Below are 26,262 nucleotides of genomic sequence, written 5' to 3' on the forward strand. Positions count from 1 at the left end.
GGCCGAACCATATACTGTAGACCGTCATCGAAACTGTTTCTGGGTGGAGAACAGGCATGACGAAATGGGTATACACCTTCGGCGGAGGCAAGGCCGAAGGAAGTGCGGGGGATCGCAACAGGCTCGGAGGCAAGGGCGCGAACCTTGCCGAAATGTGCAATCTCGGCCTGCCCGTTCCCCCGGCCTGACGATCGTCACGGATGCCTGCAACAGCTATTTCGACAACGGCCGGACGATGCCCGAAGGCCTGCGCGAGCAGGTGCGCGACGGCATTGCCCGAATGGAAGAGATCACCGGACGCGTTTTCGGCGATACCGCCCGTCCGTTGCTTCTCTCCGTTCGTTCCGGCGCCCGCGCCTCTATGCCCGGCATGATGGATACGGTTCTCAATCTCGGCCTCAACGACCAGTCGGTGCACGCCCTGGGGCATGACGCCGGCGACGCGCGCTTCGCCTATGACAGCTACCGCCGCTTCATCCAGATGTATGGCGACGTCGTATTGGGCGTCGATCACGAGATCTTCGAGGAGATCCTCGAGGAAGAGAAGGGGCGGCTCGGCCACGAGCAGGACCCGGAGCTTTCGGCCGTCGAGTGGCAGCATGTCATCTCGCGCTACAAGGAGGCGATCGAGGAGGTGCTCGGCGAACCCTTTCCGCAGGATCCCGAGACCCAGCTCTGGGGCGCGATCGGCGCGGTCTTCTCGAGCTGGATGAACCCGCGCGCCATAACCTACCGCCATCTGCACGGCATTCCGGCCGCCTGGGGCACCGCCGTCAATGTCCAGGCGATGGTGTTCGGCAATCTCGGCAATTCGTCTGCAACCGGCGTCGCCTTTACGCGCAACCCGTCGACCGGCGCGAAGGAGCTTTACGGCGAGTTCCTGGTCAATGCCCAGGGGGAGGACGTCGTCGCCGGCATCCGCACGCCGCAGAACATCACCGAGGCCGCGCGTATCGCGTCCGGCTCGGACAAGCCGTCGCTGGAAAAGCTGATGCCGGAGGGTTTCATCGAGTTCGAAACCATCTGCCAGACGCTAGAGCGCCACTACCGCGACATGCAGGACCTCGAATTCACCATCGAGCGGGGCAAGCTCTGGATGCTGCAGACCCGTTCCGGCAAGCGCACCGCCAAGGCGGCGCTGAAGATCGCCGTCGACATGGCCGAAGAAGGCCTGATCTCGAACGAAGAGGCGGTGGTGCGCATCGATCCGGCATCGCTCGACCAGCTCCTGCATCCGACCATAGACCCGCATGCCCGCCGCGATATCATCGGCTCGGGGTTGCCGGCCTCGCCGGGCGCGGCGACGGGCGAGATCGTCTTCACCTCCGAGGAAGCGGTGCATGCCGTCAAGGAAGGGCGCAAGGTGATCCTGGTTCGCGTCGAGACGAGCCCGGAGGATATCCACGGCATGCATGCGGCTCAGGGCATCCTGACGACGCGGGGCGGCATGACGAGCCACGCCGCCGTCGTCGCCCGCGGCATGGGCACGCCCTGCGTCTCCGGCGCCGGCAGCATCCGCGTCGATCAGCGCGCCGAACTCCTGATCACCGCGAGCGTGACCCTGAAGAAGGGCGACGTGATTACCATCGACGGATCGTCCGGGCAGGTGCTGAAGGGCGAGATTGCCATGCTGCAGCCGGAGCTTTCGGGCGATTTCGGCAAGATCATGCAATGGGCCGATCAAAGCCGCCGCATGACGGTGCGCACCAATGCCGAAACGCCGGCCGACGCGCGCGCCGCCCGCTCCTTCGGAGCCGAAGGCATCGGACTCTGCCGCACAGAGCACATGTTCTTCGAGGACGACCGCATCAATGTGATGCGCGAGATGATCCTCGCCGAGGACGAGGAGGGCCGGCGCGCATCCCTTGCAAAGCTGTTGCCGATGCAGCGCTCCGACTTCGTCGAACTCTTCTCGATCATGCATGGGTTGCCGGTGACGATTCGCCTGCTCGATCCGCCGCTGCACGAATTCCTGCCGAAGACCGACGAGGAAATCGCCGAAGTCGCCGGCGTCCTGGGGCTCGATTCGGCGCATCTGCGCCAGCGCGTCGATGCGCTGCACGAGTTCAATCCGATGCTCGGCCATCGCGGCTGCCGCCTGGCCATCTCGCATCCGGAAATCGCCGAAATGCAGGCGCGCGCCATTTTCGAGGCGGCCGTGGAGGCGGCGCGCGTCACCGGCGCACCGGTGGTTCCCGAGATCATGGTGCCGCTCGTCGGGCTGCGCGCGGAACTCGACTATGTCAAGGAACGGATCGATGCGGTCGCCAAGGAGGTGATCGGCGAGTCCGGCATCGGCATCGACTATCTGGTCGGAACAATGATCGAACTGCCGCGGGCGGCTCTGCGCGCCGATGTCATTGCTGAGGCGGCCGACTTCTTCTCCTTCGGCACCAATGACCTGACGCAGACCACCTTCGGCATTTCGCGCGACGACGCGGCCCAGTTTCTCGCCACTTATCAGCAGAAGGGCATCATCGAGCAGGATCCGTTCGTCTCGCTCGACTTCGACGGGGTGGGCGAGCTGATCCAGCTCGCGGCCGAACGCGGTCGCCGCACCAAGAACGGCCTGAAGCTCGGCATTTGTGGTGAGCATGGCGGCGATCCCGCTTCGATCCGCTTCTGCGAGGAGGCCGGTCTCGACTACGTTTCCTGCTCGCCCTTCCGCGTGCCGATCGCCCGGCTGGCGGCCGCACAGGCGGCGATCAACGGCAACGGCAAGGCGGAGACGCTGGCGCTCGCGGCAAGTTGACGGCTTTCTACGCTCGCCTCTGCCTCCAACAGCTTTCGCGTCACTACCAATAATAGGGCCGGCGCATCAGGAAGTCGTTGTCGTAGCGGAAGGCGCGCGACTCGGCGCGACGGTCGAGTTCTATGCGCTGCAGGCAGGTCGCAAACGCATCCGTGCCGCGGCGAAAGCCGTAGGAGGCGCAGGTCGTTTCGTCCCTTGCGCGCCGCTCCTGCTGCGTCATCGTCTGACACCCGGCGAGAACCAACCCTGCAGCGGCGAGTGTCAGCAGTCTCGTTGTCATCATGGTCATTCCTGCCTCCTGATCGGCGCTCGCTCGCGGAACAGAAATCGGCGGGGTGTCACTTCGTCTCTCTGCGTAATGACGTTGCAGCAGAGCGGGACCCATGAGCAACTGTCCGCAGGCGCGATACAACGGAAACAAGAATATCATCCGTCCGCTGCACGATGGCGATCAATCTCGGGTTTGCTTCAGATCCGCTCGAGCACGTCGACGAAGGCATCGGCGAAGCTGGTAAGACCGGCGGTGCGCTCGCTCGGCTGCTCGACGCGGATCGAGCTTGCGTCCTCATCGAGGCAGACGAACAGGATCGCCGGCGTCTGGCCATCGGTTTGGCTATGGCGAAGGACGGCGATCGTAAGGCAATTGTCAACGAGGCCGGAGGCAGGCAGGACGAAAAGCAACTCGCCGCCGACATCGTCCGCCACCGTGCGGACAAAGGACGAAAAATCGTCCTTGCTGCCCGAGAAGCGGTCGAGCGAGAGTTCAAGCTCGAGCAGCGCCATTGGAAGGGCAGCATCTCCACCGGGGAGCGGTGGGGCAGGGGCGGCGATCTCCGAGCGTGTCTCCGATGCGGTCATGATCTCTCTCCGTTGTCACCGCGCCTCAACTCCCCCGGGCGCTGGCCGATGCCTCCATCCGGCAGGTCAGGACCTAGGCCGGAATGGTCGAGCTGAAATAACTGGTTAACGAGAATGGCGAATTTGCGGCAGAAGTACAACTGCTGCGCTCATACCCTTTTTGGACGAATTCAATGCGTGTGAAGGCAGGTAGTTCCCAGGCAAACGGCCATGGTCTAAGAAGGCGAGGTCTTTGCCGCGGGGATTGATTCCGTTTCATGATGGTCCGGTACGAGCGTCCCTATTCGCATGCTGCCCACTGGGCGCGCAGGTTTGCCCGCATCGGTTTCGTGGTTTTCGTGCTGTCGCTTGCCGCGCACCGCTTCGGTCCGCTGACGACGCCGCATTTTCTGGCGCTCGCCGGCTTCGCCGTTGCCTTTGCCCTGACAGCCGTGCTGCTTGCGGCCGTTGGTCTTACGCGCCTCTGGAAGGTGGCGGCAATCGGCGGGACGGCTTCCGTCTCGGCGCTCTTCTATTCGGCGCTTCCGCTCGGCTTCTTCGGCTATGGCGCCGTGCAATATCTGGCGCGGCCGGCGATCTATGATGTCAGCACCGATACGGTAACGCCGCCGCCCTGGATCAAGACGCCGGTCGCCGAGGAGAGCTGGATCAAGCGCAGGCCTATGGCGGCGCCCGAGGATCGCGAAGCGCAGATCTCTGCCTATCCGGGGCTTACGGGACGGCGCTACGATGGCGCTCTCGACCGCGTTTTCCAGGGCGTCCGCAAGGTCGTCGAGGAGACGCGCATCGGCATTACCGCGGAGCTCGGCGTCGAGAACGCACGCGCCGATCTCGAGGATCTCGCCGTCGGTGCCGGCCCGGGCGCAGATACGAACAGGGAACCGGAGGCCATTCCCGTCCCGGCCACGCGCCCGGAGCCCGACATCGATGGCGGCATTCCCGGGCGGCGCTCGAGCGATATCGTGCTGCAGGGCGAATGGCGCACGCTAATCGTCGGCTTTCGCTTCGACGTGCTGATCCGGCTGCGCGAGGAGGCGGAGACGACGCTTGTCGACCTGCGCGTCGCCTCGCGTTATGGCCAGCACGATCTCGGCATGGGTGCCATGTTTGCGGAAGACTTCCTGCGCGCGCTTGACGCGGAACTCCTGGGGATTGCTGGAGACTAAGCTCGCTCAGGTCACCGGTCGGTATTCGCCAAGGAGCGACGGGGCGCCGTTGGTCTCGATGCGGCCCTGCTCGATCAGGTCCTCGATATGGGCGAGCACCGACAGCGCCGCCGCGCCGTGCAGCCGCGGATCGGTCGAGGCGTAGATTACCTTCACCATGTCCGGGATCTTCCGGTCTCCGGCGCGCAGCCGTTCCAGCACGGCGCGTTCGCGCATCTTTCGATGCGCTTTGAGCGCCCGCAGGAAGGAGGCAGGCTCGCTGACCGGGCCGCCGTGGCCGGGCAGGTAGAGCCGGTCGTCGCGCAGGAGCAGCTTGTCGAGCGAGGCCATGTAGTCGGCCATGGCACCGTCCGGCGGTGCGACAATGGTCGTCGCCCAGGCCATCACGTGATCGGCGGAGAAGAGAATGCCGGTGCCGCCGAGGCCGAAGGCCATGTGATTGGCGGTGTGTCCCGGCGTGGCGATCGCCGTCAGGCTCCAGCCGTCGCCCTCGATCCGTGCGCCGTCATGAAGGGCGATGTCTGGCACGAACTCCATGTCCGAGCTTTCGGCGAAGGGGTTGGTTTCGCCGGCGTGCAAGGGGCGGGCGGCCCGGTGCGGCCCTTCGCCGACGACAATGGCTCCGGTCGCTTCCCTGAGACGGCGGGCGAGGGGCGAGTGGTCGCGATGGGTGTGGCTGACGGCGATATGCGTCACCTCGCGCCCTTCGAGCGCCGTCATCAGCGCATGGAAATGCGCCTCGTCCTCCGGCCCCGGATCGATCACCGCGACCGAGCGGCGGCCGACGATGTAGCTGTTGGTGCCATGAAAGGTGAAGGGGCCGGGATTGTTGACGGTGATGCGCTCAACGCCCGCGGCCACCGTCACCGCCTCGCCGTGGGCGGGCTTGAAATCGAGGTCGAATTCCGGTCCCTGCATGCGTCTCGCCTTCACTTGTATTCGATCTCGATGAAGGACATCGGTTCGTTGCCCGCATTGACGACATTGTGGGCGACGCCCGCATCGCGCCGGTAGGCGGCGCCCTTTGCGACATCGATCCGGCGGCTGCCGCCTTCCTCTTCCAGCAGGAACGCACAGTCCGTCATCGGCACGACGACATAGCCAAGGCCGTGGACGTGGTGTCCGGTATCGGCACCCGGTTCGAAGTCCCAGCGGATGATCCGCACCACCGGGTCATCGACGAGAACGGTCGGGACGGCAGGCGGGCGGGCGCGAAACTGGCTCATCGAGGTCTCCATTTGCGGGCGACAATAGGCCAAAGCCGGGCGCGAGGAAACGGGCTCAGCCACCGGGTTTCATCGCGTTCGACCGCCTTTGCACTGACGGCTGGCTGCACAGTCAGGTTCCATCATCAAAATATGCACGCAAAGCGAAGTTAAGCATTGTGAGCCTGCACGAGCTTTGCTAATCAGGCGCTCGATCTGGCGAGCTGACGTCTTGCCAGCTTCAAATTGGGGCGTAGCCAAGCGGTAAGGCAGCGGTTTTTGGTACCGCCATCCCCTGGTTCGAATCCAGGCGCCCCAGCCAAGCTTCCCTTTCAGGTCAAGAATCCAAGGCTTTTTTTCTAATTGCCAGACTTCCCAATTTGGGTTCTGTCGCAAAGCAATTGTCGTACACGACTGCCATACGCTGGTAGGCACGTTCCCGTCCGCTGCTTTGTCGTCCGCAACAAGGCGCCTATGGTTGGCGGCGCAACCGTAGAGGGGGGCGGCATGTCAGCATTGCAGGTTCCGGCATTTCTGACTTTCACGATCTCGATCCTGGTTTTCTTCGTCGGCAGCGGGCTCAATAGGTCCTTCGCCGTTCTCTCGCGCTGGAACATTCCCGAGGCCATCGCCAATGCTGGCATCATCACATTCATGGTGAGATGAGACTTCCGCGCTTCCGTTGCAAAAAAAGCCCGCCGATATAGGCCGGCGGGCTTTGCATACCTCTGCAGCAGGCCTGCGGCGTCCCTTACTCCGCCTTGGCGCCACCCAGGAATTCCTCGCACCAGCTCGGGCCATTGGGGCGCTTGCGGTCGCCGGCGATGCGGATCGAGCGGATGACGTAGTCGGAGGAGACGGTGAGTTGTACGGCGCAACTCAGATATTCGGTGCGGGCGGCCGCGATGCGCTTGCCGCGCTTGCCGTCGGCGGTCCTTTCGTATTCGGCCGGGATCCGGCGGGTCTTGTAGCCGCCCTTCCAGCTATAGACGGTGTCGTTGCCCGTTTCGACGTCGGAAAGCGGCGGGCCGAACTGGGCGAAAAAGGTGCCGGCGGGCTGGCCGAGCCACCGCTTTTCGACAGCGTTTCGCGCCACCCCCGTCGTCGTCGTGCAGCCGGCAAGGACCAGCGCAATGCCGGCCGCCGTCGTCATGCGGAAATTCATGTCTCTGTCCCTTTGGTCTGTGCTCGAATTCTGCGGCGCGGAAGGCGGGCATTCCCCGGATTTCCTTGCGATCCCGGAGGCTCTAGCGCCAAAAGCGACGAAAGAAAATCGGTGCGCGACCTTGCGATCGAGGAAAATCCGAAGCGTTGCAGAAACGCCCTATTGCCACGCATGGGCGAGAGCCCGAGCGGTCTTCCGCCGGCTATTTTTTTGAACGGGGCGGGTGCTTTTTTCCGTTAGGCGCTTGTGAAAACGAAAATGCTGTTCTATAGAGGCGCCGCTGGTCACGGAGTGTAGCGCAGTCTGGTAGCGCACCACGTTCGGGACGTGGGGGTCGCAAGTTCGAATCTTGCCACTCCGACCAGCCAAATCAATCACTTAGCTGTCTCTTCGATCCCCCGATGCCGCGCGGGCCGATATCGCTCGACGCGCAATTGGGGCGCGGCAATGCCGAACGCTTCTTCAAGGCGATGCGCCTCCTCCTCCTCCTCCTCCTCCTCCTCCTCCAGCCGGTGCTTTCTGGCGAATGCCTCTATCTTCATCATGCGGCCGTGAAAGGCCTCCTCCGGTGTCTCCTAGCCTGGTGCTCCGGCACCAACGGCGCATGAAAAAGGGGCCGCGCGGGCCCCTTTCTCACGTCTTGGAATTTCCGCTCACTCGTCGATCGTGTCGATGATTTCGATCGCCCTGGCGGCGGTGACCCGGCGAACTTCGGCGTCTTCCCGGCGGTTCGCGAAGGCTTCGGTTGCCATCAGCTGATCGGCGAGGTCGGCCGGTAGTGACAGGATAACGCGGCTGTCTTCGGTGTGGATGCCGCCGAGTGCCGCGCGCTTGGCAGTGATCATGCCGCCCGCCACCGTGTTGTTGGTGTCCGGATCGATCAGGATGAAGGCGCCGGTCGTGCGGTTCTGCTCATAGGCGTCGAAGATCGCCTGCTCGTCGAAGGCGAGGTGCACCTTGCCGATGGCGTTCATCGGCAGCTCGTCGGCGTGGTTCCACTTGCCGGACTTCAAGTCGAGCTGGTTGATCGGCTGCACCTGCACGCGCTGGCGGCGGCTGCCGGACTTCAGCCAGTAGCGCTTGCCCGGCTGGATACCTTCGGGCTGCAGTGCCACGAGCTGCGCGTCGAAGGCAAGCCCTGTCATCGGCTGGCTGTCGATCGTTGCGAGCATGTCGCCGCGTGAAACGTCCACCTGACGATCGAGCACGAGGGTGATCGCGTCGCCGGCGACGGCGGCGTTGCGCACCAGGTCGAAGGTGACGATCTTGGTGACGTTGGCGACCATGCCGGACGGCAGGATCACGACGGAATCGCCGGGCTTCACCGAACCGCCTGCCACCGTGCCCTGATAGCCGCGGAAGCTTTCGCCGGGGCGCGAGACGCGCTGCACCGGAAGGCGGAAACCGACGGTCTGCGCCGAGCGGGTGGTCGCGAGTTCCAGCACCTCGATCAGTGTCGGGCCTTCGTACCAGGGCATCGAGGCGCGACCGTCATAGACGACGTTCTCGCCCTTGAGCGCCGAAACCGGGATCGCGGTCACCTGGCGCACGCCGAGCGACAGCGCCAGTTCCTTGAACTCGTGCGAGATCTGATCGAAGCGACTGCGGTCGTAGTTGGTCAGGTCGATCTTGTTGACGGCGAGCACGAACTGGCGGATGCCCATCAGCGTCGCGATTGTCGCGTGCCGGCGCGTCTGCTCCAGCAGGCCGACGCGCGCATCGACGAGCAGCACGGCGAGATCGGCCGTAGAGGCGCCGGTCGCCATGTTGCGGGTATATTGCTCGTGGCCCGGCGTATCGGCGACGATGAAGGAGCGCTTGTCGGTCGAGAAGTAGCGATAGGCGACGTCGATGGTGATGCCCTGTTCGCGCTCGGCCTGCAGGCCGTCTAGCAGCAGCGCGAAGTCCGGCAGGCCGAGATCGTTCTGCTTGCCCTTGGAATCGCGCTGGAGACTTGCGGCCTGGTCTTCCTTGACGGCCTTGGTGTCCCAGAGCAGGCGGCCGATCAGCGTCGATTTGCCGTCATCGACACTGCCGCAGGTGAGGAGGCGAAGGGGACGGGTGTCGCGCACGACCCGCGCCGTCTCCTGCACGGGGAGGGCGGTTTCGTCCAAGGCTGCGGTCGCTATTGCCGGTGCGGTCATCAGAAATATCCTTCGCGTTTTTTCTTTTCCATCGAGCCGGCCTGGTCGCGGTCGATGGCGCGGCCCTGGCGTTCGGAGACGGTCGCGGTTTCAAGTTCGGAAATGATGTCGTCGAGCGTCGTCGCGCTGGAGCGGATCGCACCCGTCAGCGGGAAGCAGCCGAGCGTGCGGAAGCGGATGACCTCTTCGCGTTTCGCTTCACCGGGAAGCAGTTCGAGGCGCGGGTCCTCGGCGAGGATCATCATGCCGTCGCGCTCGACGATCGGGCGCTTCTTGGCGAAGTAAAGAGGCACGATTGGAATCTCTTCCGCCTGGATGTAGCGCCAGATGTCGACTTCGGTCCAGTTGGACAGCGGGAAGGCGCGCACGCTCTCGCCCTTGCGGACCATGCCGTTGTAGAGATTCCAAAGCTCGGGGCGCTGGTTGCGCGGATCCCAGCGATGGTCCGGCGTACGGAAGGAATAGATGCGCTCCTTGGCGCGGCTCGCTTCCTCGTCGCGGCGTGCGCCGCCGAAGGCCGCATCGTACTGGCCGGCGTCGAGCGCTTGGCGCAGCGCTTCCGTCTTCATGATGTCGGTATAGAGCGCCGAGCCGTGCGTGAACGGCGTGACGTTCTCGGCCGCACCGCGAGGATTGGTGTGGACGACCAGATCGAGATCGTATTTTTCGACCATCTCGTCGCGGAACGCGATCATCTCGCGGAACTTCCAGCCAGTGTCGACGTGCAGCAGTGGGAAGGGGACGCGACCGGGATAGAACGCCTTGCGCGCCAGGTGCAGCAGCACGGAGGAATCCTTGCCGATCGAATAGAGCATCACCGGGCGCTCGAATTCCGCGGCGACCTCACGGAAGATGTGGATCGCTTCGTTTTCCAGGGCCTTCAGATGCGGATCAAGCGGCGGTTTCGTGCTCTGCGGGTTATGCAATTCCGTTTCCGGATGGGTGTGGGGCATTTCGAACTCCGGGGAGGATACTGTCTTTTGGCTGCGGCGCTGGGTCAGGCGGCGCTGCTGGCATTGGGGATGATGGAAGAAGCCGCTTCGGCAACGTGCAGGCCGCATTCGCGCTTCTCGTCGTTCTCCCACCACCAGCGTCCGGCGCGCTCGGGCTCGCCGGGCTTGATGGCGCGTGTGCAGGGTTCGCAGCCGATCGACGGATAGCCGCGGCCGTGCAGCGGGTTGACGGGAATGGCCTCTGCGGCGACATGGGCACGGATCGTCTCGATGTCCCAATCCGCCAGCGGATTGATCTTGATGAGACCGCGCTCGAGGTCGGCTTCGGCAAAGGGCGTCGTGGCACGGTTGCCGGACTGGCCGCGGCGCAGGCCGGTGATCCAGTAGCTTGCTCCTTCGAGCGCCCGCGCCAGCGGCTTCAGCTTGCGTACGCCGCAGCAAGCGTGCCTTGCCTCGACGCTCTCGTAGAAGCCGTTCATGCCATATTGCGCCACATAGGCCTCGATATCGGCCTTTTCCGGGTAATAGCGCTTAATCAGAATGTTGTAGGTTTCCTCGGTCTCCTCGACGAGGGCGACGGTTTCGTTGAAGAGCCGGCCGGTCTTCAGCGTCGCGACCTCGATGTCGAGGCGGTTGATGCCGATGGCGGCGGTGATGACCTGATCCTCGATGCCGAGCGACGTGGTGAAGACCGCCCGACCATCGAGCCCGGCGACCATAGCCAGGCGGCCGGCAAGATCGAGGCTCTCGAGCTTGTCGTTCAGGGCCTTGGCTTCGGCTTCGAGGGATTGCGTCGTCATGGCTGCATCCTGTTGCAATTTGCACGGAATATCGCAGCCGTTTGTGACAAAGGACAGAAAAACGGATTTCTATTGCTCAAGGATCAGAGCAAATATCTCTCTGATCCATAAAGTTCTAAGAAAACCTACTAATTTAGTAGATTATCTCTGGCCGGACAGAAGGATGCGAAGATGCGTTTCTTCGCCAGGGGGTCAAGGGGTGCCGGCCGTTCAAGAATTGTTGATGGCACTGTCCTTTCGCGCCGTCTGCCCCAGCTTGTGCTTGATCAATGCGGGAGAATGAAGGGAGACGCAAATGATGCAGTCCTTGTCGAGGCGCGCCGTCCTTGGAAGCGTCCTCGGATTGCTTCTGGTGACGGGCGCCTATGCTCACCACGGCTGGTCCTGGGCGGAAGCCGACCAGGTCGAGCTCTCGGGCACTATCCGTGAGATCTCGATGGCGCCGCCGCATCCGACGCTGCGGGTCGAAACGCAGAATGACGGCCTCTGGCTGGTCGAACTCGGCAACCCGCGCCAGACCCAGCGCTCAGGCTTCGTCGAGGGCGTCGCGAAGGTTGGCGACCAGATCGTCGCGCTCGGCAACCGCTCGCTCGATCGCAGCGAAAAGAGAATGAAGGCCGTTCGGATCACGGTGGCCGGAAAAGTTTATGACATTTATCCGGAGCGTATACAGACGAACTGATGGAGGAGGTGCTGACCTGGATCGGGACGCTGCCCTTCGCTCTGGCGATACGGCGCTCCGCGAACCTCTACATCTTCGTCAATGCCTCCCATATCCTGTCGATCGGGATCATCGTCGGCGCGATCCTGCCGCTCGACCTGAGGCTTGTCGGCCTCATCCGGACGGTTCCGGTCGAGGTGGTCGGGCCGTTCCTGTCGCGCGCCGCGGCCGCCGGCGTGGCGCTGGCGGTCGCCACCGGTTTCTGCCTCTTCAGTGTCAATCCGGTTGAATATGCCGGCAATGCCGCGTTCCTGACCAAGATGACGCTGCTCGTCCTCGGCGTCGCCAACGCGGCTTTATTGCACCTGGCGCCGCAGTGGCGCACCGCCGTCAAAGGCGGCCCGATCTCTTTAAGGGTCCGCCTTTCAGCATGGCTTTCGCTGATGATCTGGACCGGTGCCGTCATCGCCGGCCGATGGATCGGCTTCCTGCTCGAGTAATCTTACCGATCGCTGATCGCCCAGCGCGGGTTGATCCAGGGCTCCTGGTTGGAGCGGGCGAGCGGCTGCTTGCCGAGGATATGGTCCGCGGCCTTCTCGCCGGTCATGATCGAGGGCCCGTTGAGATTGCCATAGGTGACATGCGGGAAGATCGAGGAGTCGGCAACACGCAAGCCGTCGACGCCGATCACCCGCGTCTCCGGATCGACGACGGCCGTCGGATCGTCCTTCGAGCCCATCTTGCAGGTGCCGCACGGGTGATAGGCGCTCTCCAGGTGCTCGCGCAGGAAGGCGTCGATCTCCTCGTCCGTCTGTACCTTCTCGCCGGGCTGGATTTCAGGGCCGCGATATTGATCGAAGGCCTTCTGGTTGAAGATTTCGCGCGTCAGGCGTACGCAATGGCGGAACTTCTCCCAATCCTCCGGATGGCTCATATAGTTGAAGCGGATCACCGGATCGGCCTTCGGGTCGGAGGCGCGCAGCGTGACGCTGCCGCGCGACTTCGACAGGTTGTAGCCGACATGCACCTGGAAGCCGTGCGTATTCGCCGCCGCCTTGCCGTCATAGCGGATCGCCACCGGCAGGAAGTGGTACTGGATGTCGGGCTGCTTGACGCCGGCCGCCGAGCGCAGGAACGCGCAGGCCTCGAACTGGTTGGAAATGCCCAGGCCGGACTTGAAGAACAACCACTGCGCGCCCGCCACCCCCTGCCAGAACCATGGCAGCCAGGAATAGAGCGAGACCGGCTTGGTGCTCACCTGCTGGAAATAGAACTCCATGTGGTCCTGCAGGTTTTGGCCGACTCCCGGGCGATCCGCCTTAACGTCGATCCCCATTTCCTTGAGGTGCGAGGCCGGACCGATGCCGGAGAGCATCAACAATTTCGGTGAATTGAAGGAGGAGGCCGAGACGATCACCTCGCGGTTCGCCTTCACCACCTCGATGCGGCCGCCGCGCTCGATCTCGACGCCGGTCGCCCGGCCGTTTTTGATGACGATCTTGCGGGCGAAGCAGCGGATGAGCTCGACATTCGGCCGTTTCAGTGCCGGCTTCAGATAGGCGGAGGCGGCCGACCAGCGACGACCGCGCCAGGTCGTCTGCTCCATGAGCCCGAAGCCTTCCTGCTTGGAGCCGTTGTAATCGTCGGTCATTTCGAAGCCGGCCTGCTTGCCGGCTTCGACGAAAGCGTGGAAGAGCGGGTTCTTGACCGGGCCGCGCTGGACATGCAGCGGCCCATTGGCGCCGCGCCAGCCGTCTTCGCCGCCATGCGAATGCTCCAGTCGCTTGAAATAGGGAAGGACGTCGGCATAGGCCCAGCCTTTTGCCCCGAGATCCTCCCAGCGGTCGAAATCCTCCGCGTGGCCACGCACGTAGACCATGCCGTTGATCGACGAGGAGCCGCCGATCACCTTGCCGCGCGGCGCGGTGATGCGCCGGTTGTTGAGGTGTGGCTCCGGCTCGGAGAGATAGCCCCAATTGTAGCGGTTCATGCTCATCGGCCAGGCGAGTGCCGCGGGCATCTGGATGAACGGGCCGAAATCCGAGCCGCCGAACTCCAGAACGATGACCGAATGCTTGCCGTCCTCCGACAGGCGATAGGCAAGCGCCGAGCCTGCCGAACCGGAACCGATGATGACGAAATCTGCCTGCATGTGTGTGGTCTTTCTTCTGCGTAGCTGCCCCCTCATCCGGCTGCCGCCAGCTTCTCCGGGTTTCACTCCCTTGTGGAGAGGGGTTGGGGAGGGGGCTTTCCCTAGTACGGCGCCTCTACCTTCCCCATGCCGACATAGACGGTCTTGAGCTCGGTATAATGATTGAGCGCCGCGACCGAATTTTCCCGCCCGAAACCGGACTGCTTCGAGCCGCCGAAGGGGATTTCCACGGGTGCCAGATTGTAGGCGTTGATCCACAGCGTGCCGGCTTCGAGCCGATCGGCGACCCGGTGTGCGCGGCTCAGATCGGCGGTGAAGACGCCGGCGGACAGACCGAATTCCGTCGCGTTGGCCCGGGCGACGACCTCCGCCTCGTCGTCGAAGTCGAGCACGCACATGACAGGCCCGAAGATTTCCTCCCGCGCGATCGTCATCTCGTCGGTAACGTCAGCGAAGACGGTCGGCTGGATATAGGTGCCCTCGCTGTTGACGGCGTTCGGGATGCCGCCGCCGGTGATCAGCCGCGCACCTTCCGCCTTGCCCTTCTCGACATAGGACAGGACCTTGTCTCGCTGCGCCTTCGAGACCATCGGCCCTAGCTGCGTCGCCTCGTCCATGGGGTCGCCGATGACGATCGCTTCGGTGCGCTGCTTGAGGCGCGCCAGGAAATCTTCCTTCACCTTCCGCTGCACGAAGACACGGGTGCCGTTCGAGCAGACCTGGCCGGTCGAATAGAAATTGCCGAGCATGGCGCCGCCGATGGCGCTTTCGAGATCGGCGTCGTCGAAGACGATCAGCGGCGACTTGCCGCCGAGCTCCATGGTCACGTGGCGCAGCCCGGCCGCAGCCGCCTCGTAGACCTTGCGGCCGGTCGGGACCGAGCCGGTGAGCGAGACCTTGGCGACATCGGGATGGTTGACGAGGAGAGGGCCGGTCGAGCGGTCGCCCTGGATGACGTTATAGAGTCCCTTAGGAAGGCCGGCTTCAATCAGGATCTCGGCGATCTTCAGCGCTCCGAGCGGCGTGTTTTCGGACGGTTTGAAGACCATGGCATTGCCCGCCACCAGCGCCGGCGCGCCCTTCCAGCAGGCGATCTGTTGCGGGTAGTTCCAGGCGCCGATGCCCACGCAGACGCCGAGCGGCACCCGCTTCGTATAGGCAAAATCGCCCCCCAGCGGGATATAGTCGCCATTGAGCGCCGCTGCCGCGACGCCGCCGAAGAACTCGAAACTGTCGGCGCCGGAGGTCGGGTCGGCGACGATCGTCTCCTGGATCGGCTTGCCGGTATCGAGCGTCTCGAGTTCGGAAAGCTCGCGGTTACGCTCGCGCATGATCTCGGCTGCGCGCTTCAGGATACGGCCGCGCGCCGTCGGGCTCATCGCCGCCCATTCCGGTTGCGCCCGCTTGGCGGCGGCGATGGCGCGTTCGACGATCGCTGGCGTTGCCGCATGCAGCCGGGCAATCACCTCGCCGGTCGCCGGATAGATGCTCTCGATCAGCGTGCCGGCCGTGTCCTCGACATATTCGCCGTCGATGAAGTGCGAGGCTTGCGGTTGGGCTTTCATCTCATTCTCCTCGCGGATAGCGTTTGGATTCCTCGAGATTGTCGAGGTTCATGTGGTTGCGCATGTAGCGCTCGGAGGCCTTTTGCAGCGGCTGGTGGTCCCAGGGATAATAGGCGCCGTTGCGGAGCGCCTCGTAGACTACCCAGCGCCGCGCCTGGCTTTCCCGCACCGCGGCGTCGAAGGCCTCCATGTCCCAGTGCGCGGCGCGCATGTCACGGAAGGCGGTGAGCGTGGCGAGGTCGACAGGCCCGCGCGGATTTTCCGCAAGATTGGTCAGTTCCAGCGGATCGTCCTCGAGGTCGTAGAGCTGGTCCGGATCGAGCGCGCAGTGGACAAATTTCCACTTGCCTTCGCGGATGGCGACGAGCGGTGCATAGGACGCCTCGGCCGCATATTCCATCAGCACCGGCTCCGTGCGCTCCGCACCGTTGATCATCGGCAGAAGGCTGACGCCGTCCGTCCAGGGTTGAACCTCGTCCATCGAAATGCCGGCGAGATCGGCAAGCGTCGGCGTCACGTCGAGATTCGATGTCGGCGTCAGCTGCAGGCCGGGTGCGACCCCGGGCCCGGCGATCATTAGCGGCACGCGCGCCGAGCCTTCGAAGAAGTTCATCTTGAACCACAGGCCACGCTCGCCGAGCATGTCGCCGTGGTCGGAGCAGAAGAGAATGAGCGTATTGTCGAGCATCCTCGTCCGGGTAAGCGTATCGACGAGCTCGCCGACCTTCTCGTCGAGATAGGAGATATTGGCGAAATAGGCGCGGCGCGACTGGCGGATGTTTTCTTCCGTCAATTTGAAGTTCTTGTAGTCGCAGGAGAGCATGATGCGCTGCGAATGCGGATCCTGACGGTCGAAGGGGAGGGCGCCCACTTCAGGCAGCAAATGTTCGCAATCCTCATAAAGGTCCCAGAATTTCCGCCGGGCCACATAGGGATCGTGCGGATGGGTGAAGGAGACCGTGAGGCACCAGGGGCGGCGGCCTTCGTCGTCGTTCTCGCGGGAAAGCTGGTAGAGCTTCTGGTTCGCCAGAAACGCCACCTCGTCGTCATATTCCATCTGATTGGTGATTTCGGCGACACCGGCGCCGGTGACCGAGCCGAGATTGTGGTACCACCAGTCGATCCGCTCGCCGGGCTTGCGATAGTCCGGCGTCCAGCCGAAGTCGGCCGGGTAGATATCGGTGGTCAAACGCTCTTCGAATCCGTGCAATTGATCCGGCCCGACGAAGTGCATCTTGCCGGAGAGCGCGGTGTAATAGCCGGCGCGCCGCAGGTGATGCGCATAGGTCGGGATCGACGACTGGTATTCCGCGGCATTGTCGTAGACGCGGGTGCGGCTCGGCAACTGCCCGGCCATGAAGGACGCGCGGGCGGGAGCGCAGAGTGGCGAGGACGTATAGTTGTTGCGGAAGCGCGCCGACCGGCCCGCAAGCGCCTTGAGGTTGGGCGCATGCAGGAAGTCGGCGGGGCCATCGGGAAAGAGCTTCCCGTTCAGCTGGTCCACCATGATGATCAGGATATTGGGTTTGGCGGTCATGGTGCCCGTCCTTGGCGGCAAAGCTGGTTGAGATGGGTGGTCAAATAGTCTTCCGTCAGCGCGATCGACGCCTCGATGCTGATCGGTGCCGATTTCAGACTTTGCCGTATGTAAAGCCCGTCGATCATCGCAGCCGCGCCCTCAGCGAGGCGTTCCGCGTCATCGGGCGGGCAGAGCGCCCTGAGGTTGGCGAGCAGATTGGAGCGCAGCCGCCGCGCATAGACGACAAGCAGGCGCCGAACGTCCTCGGAGCGCTGCGCTTCCGAATAGAAGGCGAGCCAGGCGGCGACGGTCTCCGGCGCGAACTGGTCGGCCCGGAAGCTGACGCGGATCAACGCGCTCACCTTTTCCCGCGGCGTCGGAGCGGCTTTCAGTGCAGCGACGGCATCGCGGCGCAATTGCCCGAGCAGGCTGCGGATCGTCGCGATCAGCAATTGCTCCTTGCTGCCGAAGTAATGGTGCGCGAGCGCCGCCGAGACGCCGGCCGTCCGGGCGATTTCGGACATGGTGACGGCGAGCGTCCCCTGGTCGCCGATCACCCGCAGCGCCGCGTCCACCAGCGCCTTGCGACGCACCGGCTCCATTCCGACTTTCGGCATCTCCGATGCTCCCTTCGAGGGACAGTTTATTTTTGATTGATGCATCAATCAACAAAAAAGGCAGCGCGCTTTTCCCTTCCTTTTTGCTTGAAAATCCGGCTCAATCACAAGATAGCGCTTGTGCTCATCGCCAGGACGGGAGGTTGAAATGACCAACACGTTCGATCCCACCGGCAGACAGACCGTGGCAGGAAAGTGGGCATGGTTCGTAGCGCTCGGCGTGCTGCTGATCATGGCCGGCGGCGTTGCCTTCGGCAACCTGCTGGTGGCGACGGTCGCCTCCGTCTATTACGTCGGTCTCATCATGCTGATCGGCGGCCTGCTCAATCTCGCCCAGGCCTATCAGGTCAAGGATTGGGGAGGCTTTCTCTTCTGGGTGCTGAGTGGCGGCCTCTATGCGGTGGCGGGCCTTTTTGCTTTCATCAATCCGGTGCTCGCTTCGTCGTTCCTGACCATTCTCATGGCGGTCGCGCTGATCGTTGCCGGCGCCTTCCGGATGTGGGTCGGTTTCAGGCTCAGCCCCCTCGGTGGCTGGGGCTGGATCGTCATCGGTGGGCTGGTGACGCTGCTTGCCGGTCTCGTTATCGCCGCCGGCTGGCCCGTCAACAGCCTCTGGATTCTCGGCCTGTTCCTTGCGGTCGATCTCGTTATGCAGGGTCTGGCGCTGATCGCTTTCGGCGTACTGGTCAAGAGTTAGTCGGCTGCGTAGCAGCAAGGAAGATTTCACCGCAAACCGACCTTCATAAAACTTTCACATACGCGAAAGACTTCGTTGACGCTTGCCGCCGATGCTGACCCGCGTCCGTATGTCCTATCCTGGAGCCCGGCATGCCCGCCGCCCCTGCAGAAATTCTGTCGCTTCGCCGCTTCGGCGACGACCAGATCGTCACGCTCGCCAAGCTGGTCATCGAAAACGCCTTCCAGCCGATCGTTGAGGCGACCACCGGCGCAGTCTTCGGCTATGAGTCGCTGGTGCGCGGCTTCGAGCGCCTGGGCTTCGCCTCGCCGCTCGAACTCCTCGACAAGGCTGAAAGCGCCGGGCAATTGCTCGCCCTCGAACACCTGATCAACAGCCGCGCCGTTGCCGGCTTCGCGACGCTTCCGGATTTCGCCGCGCGCACGCTGTTCCTGAATTTCGACTCGCGGCTTGTCGGCGGGGAAGGGGATATTGTCGAGCGGCTCGTCAATCATCTGAAGCGCGCCAATATCGCTCCGTCGTCGCTTTGCTTCGAACTCTCTGAGCGCTTCGACAGCGGCAAGATGCCGGACTTCTCGGCCCTGGTCCGGCAATTGCGGCTTGCCGGCTTCAAGCTGGCGATCGATGATTTCGGTGCCGGTTTCAACGGGCTGAAGCTGCTCTGCGATCAGCCGGTCGACTATGTGAAGATCGACCGGCATTTCATTTCCGGCATCGAGCGGGATCCGCGCAAGCGCCATCTCGTACGCCACGCCGTCAACATGGCGCATGTCCTCGGCACCCGGGTGATTGCCGAAGGCGTCGAGACGGAAGCGGAGTTCCTCGTTTGCCGCGATCTCGGCTGCGATCTGATGCAGGGCTATTTCATTGCCCGCCCGACGACGCACTTGAATGAACTGCAGCCGGTCTATCCGCATCTCGAGCCGGGCGGCGCCCGGCGGCTTTCGTCGACGCTGGACAGTATCTTGATCCGCAAGGAGATTGAACAACTGCCGGCGGTCAGGGAAAGCGAAGACCTCGATTCCGCCTTCGATCTCTTCCGGCGCAATCCGCGCCAGGCCTTCTTTCCCGTGTTGAATGCAAACGACGAACCGCGCGGCATCCTGCACGAGTACCATGTGAAGGAGATGATCTATCATCCCTTCGGCCGCGATCTTTTGAAGAACCGCATCTATCAGCGTCGCATCTCGCACTTCGTCACGCCAACGCCGATCGCCGACCTCGACACGCCGGCCGACGAGATGCTGAAGATCTTTGCCGGCATGGACGGCAGCGATTGCGTCATCCTGACGGAAAACATGCGCTATGCCGGTGTTCTTTCGGCTTCGTCGCTCCTGAAGATCATCAACGAGAAACAGCTGAAGTTGGCGCAGGAGCAGAACCCACTGACCGGCCTGCCGGGCAATCGGGCGATCCGCGACTACGTCCAGCACGCCATCCTCGACGGCGATGAAACACGCTATTTCTGCTATTGCGATTTCGACGACTTCAAACCCTTCAACGACACCTATGGCTTTCAGAAGGGCGACCTGGCGATCACCCTGTTCGCCGCGCTCCTGCGGCGCCACTTCATCGGCGAGGAGAAGTTCCTTGGCCATGTCGGCGGCGACGACTTCTTCGTCGGGGTCGGCGGCCCCACGGAAGCGGATCTTCGCGCCGTCCTGATGCGCCTCATCGATGATTTTCGCTCGGACGTCCGCCAGCTCTATTCGCCGGAGCACCAGGCGGCGGGACGGATCAGCGGCTATGGTCGTGACGGCGGAGCGAAGGACTTTCCGCTGATGCGTTGCTCGATCGCGGTCCTGGTGCTTCCGGAGGGCTTCATCCTTTCCGACAGCCAGACGGTGAGCAAGAGGATCGCGGAGATAAAGGCGCGCGCCAAGGCAAGTGAGACCGGACTCGTGCTGGAACTGGTTGCCCGGGAATAAACGCAGCGAGTGGCGGCTTTCCGGAGCCGCCGGTGGGCTATAGGTATAGACGGCATGCTCCCTTTGCGAGGATTACCGCCATGACCATCCCGACCGAAATGACCTATGTCGACCTGCCGAGTCCCGGTGGCGCGGAAAACATGGTTCTGGCGCGCGGCCCCCTGCCGCAGCTTAGGCCCGGCGAGATTATGATCCGCGTCGAGGCCTTCGGCGTCAACCGGCCGGACATTCTGCAGCGCAAGGGCGACTATCCTCCGCCGCCCGGCGCCAGCCCCATTCTCGGCCTGGAAGTCGCCGGCGAGGTTGTCGACCTCGGCGAGGGGGCGGCGGGTTTCGCGGTCGGCGACAAGGTCTGCGCGCTTGCCAATGGCGGCGGCTATGCCGAATTTTGCGCGGTGCCCGCGACGCAGGCGCTTGCCTGGCCGCAGGGTTACGACGCGGTCAAGGCTGCCGCCCTGCCGGAGACCTTCTTCACCGTATGGGCAAATGTCTTCGACATGGCCGGGCTGAAGGCCGGCGAGACCATCCTCGTTCACGGCGGCTCGAGCGGCATCGGCACGACCGCGATCCAGCTTGCCAGAGCCTTGGGCGCTGAGGTCTTCGCGACGGCCAGCAGTGCGGCGAAGTGCACGGCCTGCGAGACGCTCGGAGCGAAGCGGGCGATCAACTACCGCGAGGAGGATTTCAAGGCCGTGGTGCTCGAAGGGACCGGCGGCCGCGGCGTCGATCTCATCTTGGATATGGTAGGCGGACGCTATTTCGGCCGCAACCTCGCCTCGCTTGCCAAGGACGGACGCCTGTCGATCATCGGCTTTCTCGGTGGCGCGCGCGTCGAGGATGCCAATATCGCAGCGATCCTGACGAAGCGGCTGCATGTCATGGGATCCGCCCTGAGACCACGGACGGCCGAGGAGAAGCAGGCGATACGCGACGGACTTGCCGCACGGGTCTGGCCGCTACTGGAAGCGGGCGACGTCGCGCCGGTTGTTCACGCCGTTCTGCCGATGGAAGAAATTGTCGATGCACATCGCCTGATGGAAGAGGGCGACCATATCGGCAAAATCGTGATGCGGATTGTCAGAGATTAGACGATGGTCGCCCTTGTATTGCCGCGGACATGGCCTACGTTGGAAATATCGGCAACAACAGAAAGGAAGGTGATCCAATGTCTAATGAGATTTCGGACCTCGTGACAGGCATCGGAGAGGTGAAGGAGTCGAGGCAGCCCTCGGCTTGATCCCCACCTTCCTTGGGCCCGCCCGGCCCAGCCACTCACAGGGCCAAAACTCATGGAAGGGTCGCTAGCGCGGCCCTTTTCCATTTCTGGCAAAATCAGATTCCGAGGCGGCCGATCGCCGGTATCTTGATGCCCGGTCTGACGATATCGATGCCGGCCACCAGCCCCATGAAATGCAGCTCCAAGCCACTGCGCCAACCGGCTGCGATGCCGGCGAGGCCATAGAGTGTCGCATGGAAGTCGCGCCCATCCGCATCGATCTGGAAAAGCTTGCCCTCCGGCAGGTAATCGCGCCCGACCGCATCCGGCGGCAGCACGGTGTCGAGCTCGGGGACCGAGCGCAGCACATGGGCGACGAAAGTATTGGAGTTGGGTCCCGGCCAGAGGCGGTAGGCGCCGGTCGATGAATAGGGATAGGCGGCAATCGCCCGCTCGATTTTCGGGATCAGCCGCTTGGCTTGCTCGCCAGTGACCACGACGACGATGCGCGGCTCGTTGGAATACCAGCGGCCGTCGGCCCGATAGGCGTTCTTGCGGATCGGCCGGCCCCATCCGACCTTTTCATATCGATTGTAAGCGGACGCGCCTTCTTCCTTGGTGACGATCCATGCGTGGCTCGCCACAGCGCCCTTCATGCCGCCTGTCGTTGCCGAGAAGACATAGATCGCCGCCTCCGGGCTGGCGGATGTTTCAGGCAGGATGCCGGCCGACGACCAGTCCGCGTCGCGCCAGCTCTGCGGCCGTTCCTTGAAATACCATAGCCCTGCCGACGCCAGCGCCGGAAGCAGGTAGATGATCGCGAAGACGAAGAACAGCCTGCGGAGGATTTTCATCGACAATGTCTTTTCTGCCGGTGGAATCCTGATAGATGCATAGCCCAATGTTGGAAAATTGAGGGCACGGCATGTCGAATCCCGTTCTGGTCGAAGTGACGCGTGGAAACCTGGTCGAAAGCCGACACCGCGGCACGGTCATCGCGGTCGACGGCGACGGCAACACGCTGTTTGCGCTCGGCGACACGGATGCGGCCGTGTTCCCCCGTTCGGCCTGCAAGGCCATGCAGGCTCTGCCCCTGGTGGAAAGCGGCGCTGCCGACGCCTACGGCTTCGATGACAAGGCGCTGGCACTTGCCTGTTCATCGCATTCCAGCGAGCCGGAACATGTGGCGCTCGCCGGTAAGATGCTTTCCGCCGCCGGTAGGGACCTCAGTGCGCTTGAATGCGGCGCCCATTGGTCCTTCTACCAGAAGAACCTGATCGCGCAGGCTCGCACGCTCGAAAGGCCGAGCGCCCTGCACAACAACTGCTCCGGCAAGCATGCGGGCTTCATCTGCGCCTGCTGCCATTCCGGCACCGAGGTAGAGGGCTATGCCGGCTACGGTCACCCGATCCAGCAGGAGATCCGCGGCATCATGGAAAGCCTGACCGGCACGCTTCTCTCCGGCGATAATTGCGGTGTCGACGGCTGCTCGATCCCAACCTATGCGGTACCCATGAAGGGCCTCGCCCATGGTTTCGCCCGCATGGCGACGGGCGCGGGCCTGGCGTCGGAGCGGGCGCGCGCCTCGAAGCGGCTGATCGAGGCCTGCATGGCCGAGCCCTTCTATGTCGCCGGTACCGATCGCACGTGCACGCGACTGATGAAGGCGGCACCCGGGCGTATCTTCGCCAAGACCGGCGCCGAAGGGGTGTTCTGCGCCGTGATCCCGGAAAAGGGCACCGGCATCGCGGTCAAATGCGAGGACGGCACGACCCGCGCCGCCGAGTCGATGGTCGCGGCGACGCTCGCACGATTCTTCGCGGAAGACCCAGAGGTGCAGGCGGCTTTGATGGCGCAGGCCAATCATTCGATGAGCAACTGGAACGGCATACATGTCGGCGACGTCCGCGTCACGGAGGCTTTCGCCTCGTAGCACCGAAGCCCCCTGCATGGCGCCTAAGCCATGATCAGCGAGGCAGTGTCGCTGCGATAGGGCGACAAGGCCTCTGCCGGCATTTCCGAGGGCACGACAAGGCCAGCAAGCTCGCTGACGCCTAGAACGCGATGAGGCGAGGCGGCGCCGAATTTCTCAGGCGTAGCAAGGACATAGGTTTCCGTGGCTTGCCGGGCGATTGCCCGCTTGATCGCTGCTTCCTCATAGTCTCCGGTCGAAAGCCCATGCGCCGGATGGATGGCAGTGACACCGAGAAAGAAGATGTCGGCGCGGATCTGTTCGATGGCCGCAACCGTCGCCGCGCCGGTCGCCACCATGGAATGCTTGTAGAGCCGGCCGCCGAGCAGGACCACTTCGGCGACATGATGCTCGAGTTCGGCGGCGATTGTCGGGCTGTGCGTGACGATGGTGGCCCGTAGGTCGTGCGGCAGGGCGCGGGCCAGTTCCGCATTGGTCGTACCGCCATCGATAAAGACGATTTGAGCCGGCTTGACGAGTTCCGCCGCCCGGCGGCCGAGGCGGCGCTTGACCTGACTGGCGATGGTCTGACGGCTGGCGAAGTCGGGGAGCGGCGGCGTCAGCGGCAGGGCGCCGCCATGCACCCGCTTCAGCAGGCCTTCGGCCGCCATCTCCCTGAGGTCGCGCCGGATCGTATCCTCCGAAAGCCCCAGCTCGTCGGCGATCGCCTTTGCGACGAGCTGCCCATCGCGCGCAAGCCGCGCCGAGATCATCGCCCGTCTCTGTGTCGTCAGCATCGATTCTCTCCTTGACTATGAACGAAGTTGCATGAATATTCATGAACATTCCAGAAAAATCTGGAATATTCGTGCAATTTCGTGGAGGAAATCATGCTGATTCTGATTGCCGGTCCCTACCGCTCGGGTACGGGCGACGATCCGTCTAAGATGGCGGAGAATCTGAAGCGTCTGGAGGGACCGTCCTACGCCCTCTTCAAGGCCGGACATGTACCGATGATCGGTGAGTGGGTTGCCTTGCCCGTCTGGCACGCGGCGGGTGGAGGCCATGTGGGCGACGACCTCTATGAGGAGATCTTTCATCCCGTCGCCGGCCGGCTGCTTGAGCTTTGCGATGCGGTGCTGAGGTTGCCGGGCGATTCAAAGGGAGCTGACAATGACGTGCGCATCGCGCGAGAGCGCGGCATTCCGGTCTACGACCGTCTCGAAGGGGTGCCCGGCTGCGCCGACATAGCGGCGTAAAGGTGTCGGCGGGATTCCTCCCGCCGGCTGGTCTGCGATCATTCATCGACATGCGGCTCGGCGACGAAGGTCAACGTCGCCGTATAGCCGGTCTCGTCGGCGGCGCTGCTTCCTTCAAGCGGCACCTCGTGGCTGACCGCCAAGACGTTCAGCCCGGCATTGCGGAGCGTCACGTCCGTCTCGCCTTATGCATCGGTCTTTGCCGAGACGAGGTCTGGTAGTCCAACATAGTCCAGCACAACCTGCTTGCCCTCGAGCGGCTTGCCTTCGAAGAGCACCCGGATGCGGTATTTTTGGGAAATTCCTGACCTTGCCAATTCTTTCGAATTCATCTTTTCTGCTGCAGATTGCAGCTTCAGCCGCTGCGCCGGCGGGCAGGATACGAGATATGCGGGGGTCTCCCGCGTCGGCTCGAGAATCACGAATCGAGGACCATGATTATGCTGAAACTCTTCTATACGCCCGGAACCTGCTCCCTCGCATCGCATATCGCGTTGGCGGAAGCGGGCGCCTCCTATGAAGCGCACCGCGTCGACTTTTCAAGGGCCGAGCAGACCAAGCCCGAATATCTCGCCATCAACCCGAAAGGCCGCGTGCCCGCCTTGGTGACGGACCGCGGCACGATGACCGAAACGCCGGCGATCCTGACCTATATTGCGCAGAGCTTCCCGGATGCGCGGCTCGCGCCGCTTGACGATCCCTTCGAGTTCGCGCGGCTGCAGTCGTTCCTGAGCTATCTCTGCTCGACGGTCCACGTTGCCCACGCGCATTCCCGGCGCGGCGCCCGCTGGGCGGATGATGCGGCATCTCACGAGGCGATGAAGGCGAAGGTGCCGCAGAATATGGCGGATTGTTTCGCTTTGATCGAAGGCACGATGTTTGCCGGTCCCTTCGCCATGGGCGAGACCTATACGATCGCCGATCCCTATCTTTTCACCGTCGCTAGCTGGCTGGAAAGCGACGGCGTCGATCCGGCACAGTTTCCGAAAATCCTGGACCATCGCAATCGCATGGCCGAGCGACCCGCCGTCGCGAGGGTGCTGGATGTAGTTCGGGCATAAGGATCCAATCAGCGAGAAGCTGAAGCGTCGAACCGCGCCGCTAGCCGCCGTGGCGCCTTTTCCCGCCAGGCGGCGATCAGCCTCTGTGTCAGCGCCTGATCGTCGATGTTGGAGAGCCGCACGAGCATCGCCGGCCAGCCTTTGTAGTGGTCGGTCTCGAAGAAGAGCGACGGATCGAGTTCCATCAGCATGTCCTTCTCCTCGAGCGCGCACATCACCACGAGCGTCTCGGCGTCCTTCATGCGCACGAAGCTCTTGCCTTTGACGAGCAGTGCCGGCGTGCCATAGGACGTCCCGACGGCCGTTTCCGGAAGTCCGGCCGCCTCGGCAAGGCGCCGGACACGCTCGAAGCTTGTTTCGACCTCCTGCACCATCGGTGAGCCGCCGTTTGCCAAAGCCGGATTGCACCCGAACTGTGACCGGGATCAGGCGCCGTCGCAAGTGTTGATCGCGGTCGCACGAGGCCATGGCCAACCGGGGAAGGGCAAGTCCGCGAGTTCGCGCTCCGCCATGCGGGCGAGATCGGGATGCTGCAGCGGATCGCGCAGCCAAACGGCAGACGCTTCGGCCTGATGGTCGCGCCGATTTGCAGCCAGTTTCAGAATAGAGAAAAGCTTCGACATGGCGGGCAC

29 protein-coding genes, 2 tRNA genes and 1 pseudogene are annotated in these 26,262 nt (G+C 63.4%); 13 read left to right on the forward strand and 19 right to left on the reverse strand.

The features are described 5' to 3' along the window. Window positions 1-56 precede the first annotated feature (56 nt). Window positions 57-2,752 (forward strand): annotated as a pseudogene (ppdK, locus tag USDA257_RS03220) (pyruvate, phosphate dikinase). Between the two features lie 43 nt (window positions 2,753-2,795). Here ppdK and USDA257_RS03225 read toward each other — a convergent pair. Together USDA257_RS03225 and USDA257_RS03230 are read right to left on the reverse strand one after the other, a co-directional pair. Beyond that, complete coding sequence (locus USDA257_RS03225; RefSeq protein ID WP_014761445.1) at window positions 2,796-3,041, reverse strand: hypothetical protein; 246 nt, start codon at window positions 3,039-3,041, stop codon at window positions 2,796-2,798. 179 nt (window positions 3,042-3,220) lie between these two features. Continuing rightward, the gene (locus USDA257_RS03230) at window positions 3,221-3,610 is read right to left on the reverse strand and encodes a hypothetical protein (RefSeq protein ID WP_014761446.1); all 390 of its coding nucleotides are present in this window, start codon (window positions 3,608-3,610) and stop codon (window positions 3,221-3,223) included. Between the two features lie 257 nt (window positions 3,611-3,867). On the opposite strand from USDA257_RS03230, the gene USDA257_RS03235 reads away from it, so the two are divergent. Continuing rightward, a complete protein-coding gene (locus tag USDA257_RS03235) occupies window positions 3,868-4,776 on the forward strand; it encodes a DUF1499 domain-containing protein (RefSeq protein WP_014761447.1) in 909 nt (302 codons plus the stop codon). A 6-nt stretch (window positions 4,777-4,782) separates the two neighbouring features. On the opposite strand, the gene USDA257_RS03240 is transcribed toward USDA257_RS03235, so the two are convergent. Both USDA257_RS03240 and USDA257_RS03245 read right to left on the reverse strand, forming a co-directional pair. Next, window positions 4,783-5,694 (reverse strand): MBL fold metallo-hydrolase, encoded by a 912-nt coding sequence (locus USDA257_RS03240; protein WP_014761448.1) that lies wholly within the window; start codon window positions 5,692-5,694, stop codon window positions 4,783-4,785. A gap of 11 nt (window positions 5,695-5,705) precedes the next feature. Then, entirely contained in the window at window positions 5,706-6,002 is a 297-nt protein-coding gene (locus USDA257_RS03245) for a cupin domain-containing protein (RefSeq protein WP_014761449.1), read from the reverse strand. 226 nt (window positions 6,003-6,228) lie between these two features. Between USDA257_RS03245 and USDA257_RS03250 the strand changes: the two genes are divergently transcribed. Both USDA257_RS03250 and USDA257_RS35830 read left to right on the forward strand, forming a co-directional pair. After that, window positions 6,229-6,303 (forward strand) — tRNA-Gln (locus tag USDA257_RS03250). Between the two features lie 185 nt (window positions 6,304-6,488). Continuing rightward, on the forward strand, window positions 6,489-6,647 hold the full coding sequence (locus tag USDA257_RS35830) for a hypothetical protein (RefSeq protein WP_174900813.1): 159 nt from the start codon (window positions 6,489-6,491) through the stop codon (window positions 6,645-6,647). Window positions 6,648-6,732: 85 nt separating this feature from the next. On the opposite strand, the gene USDA257_RS03260 is transcribed toward USDA257_RS35830, so the two are convergent. Further along, window positions 6,733-7,146, reverse strand: coding sequence for a hypothetical protein (locus USDA257_RS03260; RefSeq protein ID WP_014761450.1), 414 nt, complete (start codon window positions 7,144-7,146; stop codon window positions 6,733-6,735). A gap of 287 nt (window positions 7,147-7,433) precedes the next feature. Between USDA257_RS03260 and USDA257_RS03265 the strand changes: the two genes are divergently transcribed. After that, a tRNA-Pro gene (locus USDA257_RS03265) sits at window positions 7,434-7,510 on the forward strand. 10 nt (window positions 7,511-7,520) lie between these two features. On the opposite strand, the gene USDA257_RS36540 is transcribed toward USDA257_RS03265, so the two are convergent. From USDA257_RS36540 to USDA257_RS03280, 4 genes are all read right to left on the reverse strand, one after another. Then, a complete protein-coding gene (locus USDA257_RS36540) occupies window positions 7,521-7,691 on the reverse strand; it encodes a hypothetical protein (protein ID WP_153297021.1) in 171 nt (56 codons plus the stop codon). Window positions 7,692-7,799: 108 nt separating this feature from the next. Beyond that, window positions 7,800-9,290 (reverse strand): sulfate adenylyltransferase subunit CysN, encoded by a 1,491-nt coding sequence (gene cysN, locus USDA257_RS03270; protein ID WP_014761452.1) that lies wholly within the window; start codon window positions 9,288-9,290, stop codon window positions 7,800-7,802. Then, window positions 9,290-10,243, reverse strand: coding sequence for a sulfate adenylyltransferase subunit CysD (gene cysD, locus USDA257_RS03275; protein WP_014761453.1), 954 nt, complete (start codon window positions 10,241-10,243; stop codon window positions 9,290-9,292). The genes cysN and cysD overlap by 1 nt, the downstream gene beginning before the upstream one ends. Before the next feature lie 44 nt (window positions 10,244-10,287). After that, entirely contained in the window at window positions 10,288-11,043 is a 756-nt protein-coding gene (locus USDA257_RS03280) for a phosphoadenylyl-sulfate reductase (protein ID WP_014761454.1), read from the reverse strand. A gap of 295 nt (window positions 11,044-11,338) precedes the next feature. Between USDA257_RS03280 and USDA257_RS03285 the strand changes: the two genes are divergently transcribed. Both USDA257_RS03285 and USDA257_RS03290 read left to right on the forward strand, forming a co-directional pair. After that, window positions 11,339-11,725, forward strand: a complete 387-nt coding sequence (locus USDA257_RS03285) for a DUF6152 family protein (RefSeq protein ID WP_014761455.1) — start codon at window positions 11,339-11,341, stop codon at window positions 11,723-11,725. Next, a complete protein-coding gene (locus USDA257_RS03290) occupies window positions 11,725-12,204 on the forward strand; it encodes a DUF6644 family protein (RefSeq protein ID WP_014761456.1) in 480 nt (159 codons plus the stop codon). Before USDA257_RS03285 ends, USDA257_RS03290 begins: the two co-directional genes overlap by 1 nt. Window positions 12,205-12,206: 2 nt before the next feature. Here USDA257_RS03290 and betA read toward each other — a convergent pair whose 3' ends face one another. The 4 genes from betA to betI all read right to left on the reverse strand — a co-directional run bounded on the left by betA (window position 12,207) and on the right by betI (window position 17,557). Beyond that, complete coding sequence (gene betA, locus USDA257_RS03295; protein ID WP_041413882.1) at window positions 12,207-13,856, reverse strand: choline dehydrogenase; 1,650 nt, start codon at window positions 13,854-13,856, stop codon at window positions 12,207-12,209. A 101-nt stretch (window positions 13,857-13,957) separates the two neighbouring features. Continuing rightward, on the reverse strand, window positions 13,958-15,421 hold the full coding sequence (gene betB, locus USDA257_RS03300) for a betaine-aldehyde dehydrogenase (protein ID WP_014761458.1): 1,464 nt from the start codon (window positions 15,419-15,421) through the stop codon (window positions 13,958-13,960). A gap of 1 nt (window position 15,422) precedes the next feature. Next, a complete protein-coding gene (betC, locus tag USDA257_RS03305; protein ID WP_014761459.1) occupies window positions 15,423-16,958 on the reverse strand; it encodes a choline-sulfatase in 1,536 nt (511 codons plus the stop codon). Continuing rightward, window positions 16,955-17,557 carry a transcriptional regulator BetI gene (gene betI / locus USDA257_RS03310; protein WP_014761460.1) on the reverse strand — a complete coding sequence of 201 codons (603 nt, stop codon included), beginning with the start codon at window positions 17,555-17,557 and terminating at the stop codon, window positions 16,955-16,957. The genes betC and betI overlap by 4 nt, the downstream gene beginning before the upstream one ends. 148 nt (window positions 17,558-17,705) lie before the next feature. Between betI and USDA257_RS03315 the strand changes: the two genes are divergently transcribed. The 3 genes from USDA257_RS03315 (at window position 17,706) to USDA257_RS03325 (ending at window position 21,270) form a co-directional block, all read left to right on the forward strand. Then, a complete protein-coding gene (locus USDA257_RS03315) occupies window positions 17,706-18,254 on the forward strand; it encodes an HdeD family acid-resistance protein (protein ID WP_014761461.1) in 549 nt (182 codons plus the stop codon). A 131-nt stretch (window positions 18,255-18,385) separates the two neighbouring features. Then, window positions 18,386-20,182: a GGDEF domain-containing protein gene (locus USDA257_RS03320; RefSeq protein WP_014761462.1), complete on the forward strand. Its 1,797-nt coding sequence runs from the start codon at window positions 18,386-18,388 to the stop codon at window positions 20,180-20,182. Between the two features lie 80 nt (window positions 20,183-20,262). Then, complete coding sequence (locus tag USDA257_RS03325; RefSeq protein WP_014761463.1) at window positions 20,263-21,270, forward strand: NAD(P)H-quinone oxidoreductase; 1,008 nt, start codon at window positions 20,263-20,265, stop codon at window positions 21,268-21,270. A 244-nt stretch (window positions 21,271-21,514) separates the two neighbouring features. Here the strand turns inward: USDA257_RS03325 and USDA257_RS03330 are convergent, their stop codons facing one another. Beyond that, entirely contained in the window at window positions 21,515-22,252 is a 738-nt protein-coding gene (locus USDA257_RS03330) for a DUF3750 domain-containing protein (protein ID WP_014761464.1), read from the reverse strand. A 71-nt stretch (window positions 22,253-22,323) separates the two neighbouring features. On the opposite strand from USDA257_RS03330, the gene USDA257_RS03335 reads away from it, so the two are divergent. Next, window positions 22,324-23,331 (forward strand): asparaginase, encoded by a 1,008-nt coding sequence (locus USDA257_RS03335; protein ID WP_014761465.1) that lies wholly within the window; start codon window positions 22,324-22,326, stop codon window positions 23,329-23,331. Between the two features lie 23 nt (window positions 23,332-23,354). Here the strand turns inward: USDA257_RS03335 and USDA257_RS03340 are convergent, their stop codons facing one another. Further along, window positions 23,355-24,107 (reverse strand): DeoR/GlpR family DNA-binding transcription regulator, encoded by a 753-nt coding sequence (locus USDA257_RS03340; RefSeq protein WP_014761466.1) that lies wholly within the window; start codon window positions 24,105-24,107, stop codon window positions 23,355-23,357. Window positions 24,108-24,200: 93 nt separating this feature from the next. Between USDA257_RS03340 and USDA257_RS03345 the strand changes: the two genes are divergently transcribed. After that, window positions 24,201-24,569: a hypothetical protein gene (locus USDA257_RS03345; RefSeq protein WP_014761467.1), complete on the forward strand. Its 369-nt coding sequence runs from the start codon at window positions 24,201-24,203 to the stop codon at window positions 24,567-24,569. Between the two features lie 38 nt (window positions 24,570-24,607). On the opposite strand, the gene USDA257_RS38365 is transcribed toward USDA257_RS03345, so the two are convergent. Beyond that, on the reverse strand, window positions 24,608-24,742 hold the full coding sequence (locus USDA257_RS38365; protein ID WP_269845039.1) for a hypothetical protein: 135 nt from the start codon (window positions 24,740-24,742) through the stop codon (window positions 24,608-24,610). A gap of 12 nt (window positions 24,743-24,754) precedes the next feature. Next, complete coding sequence (locus USDA257_RS37570) at window positions 24,755-24,991, reverse strand: hypothetical protein (protein WP_041413883.1); 237 nt, start codon at window positions 24,989-24,991, stop codon at window positions 24,755-24,757. 18 nt (window positions 24,992-25,009) lie between these two features. Here USDA257_RS37570 and USDA257_RS03355 point away from each other — a divergent pair, with 18 nt between their 5' ends. Continuing rightward, the gene (locus USDA257_RS03355) at window positions 25,010-25,630 is read left to right on the forward strand and encodes a glutathione S-transferase family protein (RefSeq protein WP_014761468.1); all 621 of its coding nucleotides are present in this window, start codon (window positions 25,010-25,012) and stop codon (window positions 25,628-25,630) included. A gap of 8 nt (window positions 25,631-25,638) precedes the next feature. Here USDA257_RS03355 and USDA257_RS03360 read toward each other — a convergent pair whose 3' ends face one another. Then, complete coding sequence (locus USDA257_RS03360) at window positions 25,639-26,004, reverse strand: MmcQ/YjbR family DNA-binding protein (protein ID WP_041413884.1); 366 nt, start codon at window positions 26,002-26,004, stop codon at window positions 25,639-25,641. Window positions 26,005-26,055: 51 nt separating this feature from the next. Further along, on the reverse strand, window positions 26,056-26,253 hold the full coding sequence (locus USDA257_RS03365) for a hypothetical protein (RefSeq protein WP_014761470.1): 198 nt from the start codon (window positions 26,251-26,253) through the stop codon (window positions 26,056-26,058). Window positions 26,254-26,262: the final 9 nt, after the last annotated feature.

Origin of the sequence: Sinorhizobium fredii USDA 257 (assembly GCF_000265205.3) — a bacterium.
GTDB classification, from domain to species: domain Bacteria; phylum Pseudomonadota; class Alphaproteobacteria; order Rhizobiales; family Rhizobiaceae; genus Sinorhizobium; species Sinorhizobium fredii_B.